2 protein-coding genes and 2 pseudogenes are annotated in these 2,873 nt (G+C 54.0%); 2 read left to right on the forward strand and 2 right to left on the reverse strand.

Going from position 1 to position 2,873, the window contains the following annotated elements; translation table 11 throughout:
- Positions 1-492, forward strand: a 492-nt coding sequence (locus tag NKH33_RS33020; protein WP_352923715.1) for an IS630 family transposase, incomplete at its 5' end; no start/stop codon positions are given.
- Positions 493-677: 185 nt separating this feature from the next.
- On the opposite strand, the pseudogene NKH33_RS33390 reads toward NKH33_RS33020, so the two are convergent.
- Positions 678-788, reverse strand: a pseudogene (locus NKH33_RS33390) (hypothetical protein); the annotation flags it as partial.
- 298 nt (positions 789-1,086) lie between these two features.
- Positions 1,087-1,848 carry a class I SAM-dependent methyltransferase gene (locus NKH33_RS33030; RefSeq protein WP_352923717.1) on the reverse strand — a complete coding sequence of 254 codons (762 nt, stop codon included), beginning with the start codon at positions 1,846-1,848 and terminating at the stop codon, positions 1,087-1,089.
- Positions 1,849-2,425: 577 nt separating this feature from the next.
- Here NKH33_RS33030 and NKH33_RS33035 point away from each other — a divergent pair.
- Positions 2,426-2,650, forward strand: a pseudogene (locus tag NKH33_RS33035) (hypothetical protein); the annotation flags it as partial.
- Positions 2,651-2,873: the final 223 nt, after the last annotated feature.

Here is a 2,873-nt window from a genome sequence, read left to right on the forward strand (position 1 = left end):
GCGAAGACAACCATGCACCCGGCAGCGTCGTCTCGACGCAATTACATGCTTGACGTCCCAGCGGCGATTAGACAACCCCATCACTGGAAGACCACGACCTTCACCGGAGCGCTGCGGCTGACGGGCATGACTGCGCCCTTCGTCTACGACGGCGCTATGAACGGCAACGTGTTCCTGGCCTATGTCGAGCAGGTGCTGGTCCCGACATTGTCGGAGGGCGACGTAGTCGTCATGGACAACCTGCCCGCCCACAAGGCCGCCGGCGTGCGCGACGCGATTGAGGCCGCAGGCGCGAGCCTGCTCTACCTGCCGCCCTACAGTCCCGACTTCAATCCGATTGAGAACGCCTTCGCCAAACTCAAGGCGCTGCTGCGAGCAAAGGCCGAGAGAACCATCAAGGCTCTGTGGGACGCGGTCGGCGCGGTCGTCGACCTCTTCACCCCAGCCGAATGTGCTAACTACTTCAAAGCCGCAGGATATGAACCGGATTAAACAGGACGTGCTCTAGCTGCGGAGGCGCCTGTGTTTGCTGCCATCCGCAATGCAAAGGCTTCTGGCCCTTTTCGACATATGATCGAATGCGGTTTCCTGTCGGGCCTTCATGTGGTCATTTCCAGAAACCACTGGCCGGTATGGTGATCTGCAGGCTAGCGCCAAATATGTTGCACTTCAGGTAGTCATCGACGAGACAGAAGAGTCCGATGTTTCAATGAGGTTTCCGCTGCTGACTGGAGGTTCCAGTTATACAGCGTCGCCTCGGCGATCCCATGCTTGCGCGCCACGGCGCCCGCCTTGCCTCCGCCTCATGCTCACGCAGAACCGCGATGATCTGCGCTTCCGCAAACCGCTTTCTCTTCATCAGTCCGTCCTTCAATCGAGGCCGGACTTTAATCTCAGATCGAGGAAATTACCCCTAGCAGGTCAGATTGAGACACCTCCCTCTCCTAACCCGATCAGCCGGCGGCCCCGCGTCGACTGCGAAGAGAAGCGAGTGACCCGCGGGGTCGACATGGTCCGGAAAAAAGAAGCCCGAGAAGCTTGACCGCACCAATCCCAAATCAGAGGGGCTGGTAGGGGTTGTTAGGGTTATTTGCATGCGACAACCACGAGGCGCGAGCTATCGGATGTAAACGCTTCACCTTCCTGCCCATAAGCTTCAACAGTCTCGAACCCCGCGCTTCGCAACATGCGAACATATTCAGAAAACCCATACTGTCTGAAAGAAAGGTGCGTTCGTCTAACGCACCCATCGCGGACTATGATCCTTTCGAGGTTTGAGCGATCGCTTATCACATCGTTGCTATACATATCGATCCTTACATCGCCGTTGCGCTGCGCAACGTGACAAATAGGCGACTTGTGGCTCAGGAAATCGATGCGATTTGGGTGATCGATTAGCAGGCGCCCACCCTTTCGAAGTGAAGAGGCGGCTTCAAGAAGAACTTTCTCATTATCTTCGTCATCGAAATAACCGAACGTTGTATACCATAGAAAAGCTGCGTCAAATCGGTCTCGCCAAGGCAGTGAGCGCATATCGCCTAGAACATACTCAACATTTACTCCGCGTTCAGCCGCATCCGCTTCGGCTTTTTTTAGCAAGATTGGCGAGATATCAATTCCGGCGACTCGCGCTCCCTTTTCCGCCAACCGGTTGGAAATACGCCCATAACCGCATCCAAGTTCAACCACTGGGCGGCCTTGCTCAAGAGCAAGGAGCTCCCAAATGAATCGTGCTTGTCTATCGCTAGTTGTCGGAGAATTGATTACATCACCAAAATAAATGTAGTCGTCACTGAAGTATGACTTAATACCCGATACTGAAATATCGCTGATAAGCTTGTCGCTCATTTTAATTTCCTTCTAAATAATGACTGATCGGTTAACTATTGCACCGGAAACCACATATTGAAAGCAATAATTTGTTAATGTTTTCTTTCCGTTGTTAAATCTTCTTTGCAGCAGATCGTCGATCTTTACCGCGTTCGAGATTGTATCGAGGCCGGTATGGGCCGCTCTTGAGACTCGTCGATGGGCCCTGAAGGCTGAAGAAGAGCCATTTCCTCTCGACGCAACGGCCGTCAGATTGGCATCTTTGTGTATGTTCATTAGGACCCTCCGGTGAGTGCTGAAGCCTGCTAACTCCCAGTCTCCCCGTTTCGGCCCGAAAGGACAACCTTTCGAAAGCTCACATCTAGTCGCCGCCGATTAAAGTTTCGTGGCAGTCAGCGGCTTGGTCGCCGTGGAGCTACGCCACACTCGCGGAGGCACGACCTCCTCAGGCGACCTCGCACTGATATCGAGCGCTTCCTTGATAAACATTTCCTTAAACAAAATCTACTACATTAAGCTTGCAGAAGCGCCTTCGTAACATACGTTTAACTCAAAAATAGCGTTGGTACCGCGGCGATGTGTTATAGTTTTGGCGATGCCGGCCTTCCAGCAGGGCACGCATTTGCGGTCCAGTTTGGCCGAGTTCTCGACCAGTGGCGTTGCTCAGTCTCAGCGGTTGTTCGATCTGTTATCTGCTTTTTCCTGGAATTTTGACTGCCGGTCTATCTCCTATGGCTCTCTTACTCCGTACGGAAGGTTTTTGGGGCCAGTCCAACGCTGCCCGGTGGGCATGCTGAATTATCCCAATGAATGGCAGGAGCGGTATTTCGAAATGGGTTATGATAGAATAGACTCAATTGCCAAGGCGAGCCGCAAGAGGGCAGGCGACCGCGCGTTCGCACGGCCCGCCGCAGCTTTGAATTCAGCGCCTCGATGGCGTTCGTAACCGGTATGATCCTGACGGTGCCATCCGATCCCCGCTGGAGATGCGAGATTTTCGGCGTATGGTGCGACCATCCGGGACAGGGGCACCGGGAGCACGC

This window comes from Mesorhizobium sp. M1182 (genome assembly GCF_040318335.1).
In the GTDB taxonomy this organism is placed as follows: Bacteria; Pseudomonadota; Alphaproteobacteria; order Rhizobiales; family Rhizobiaceae; genus Mesorhizobium.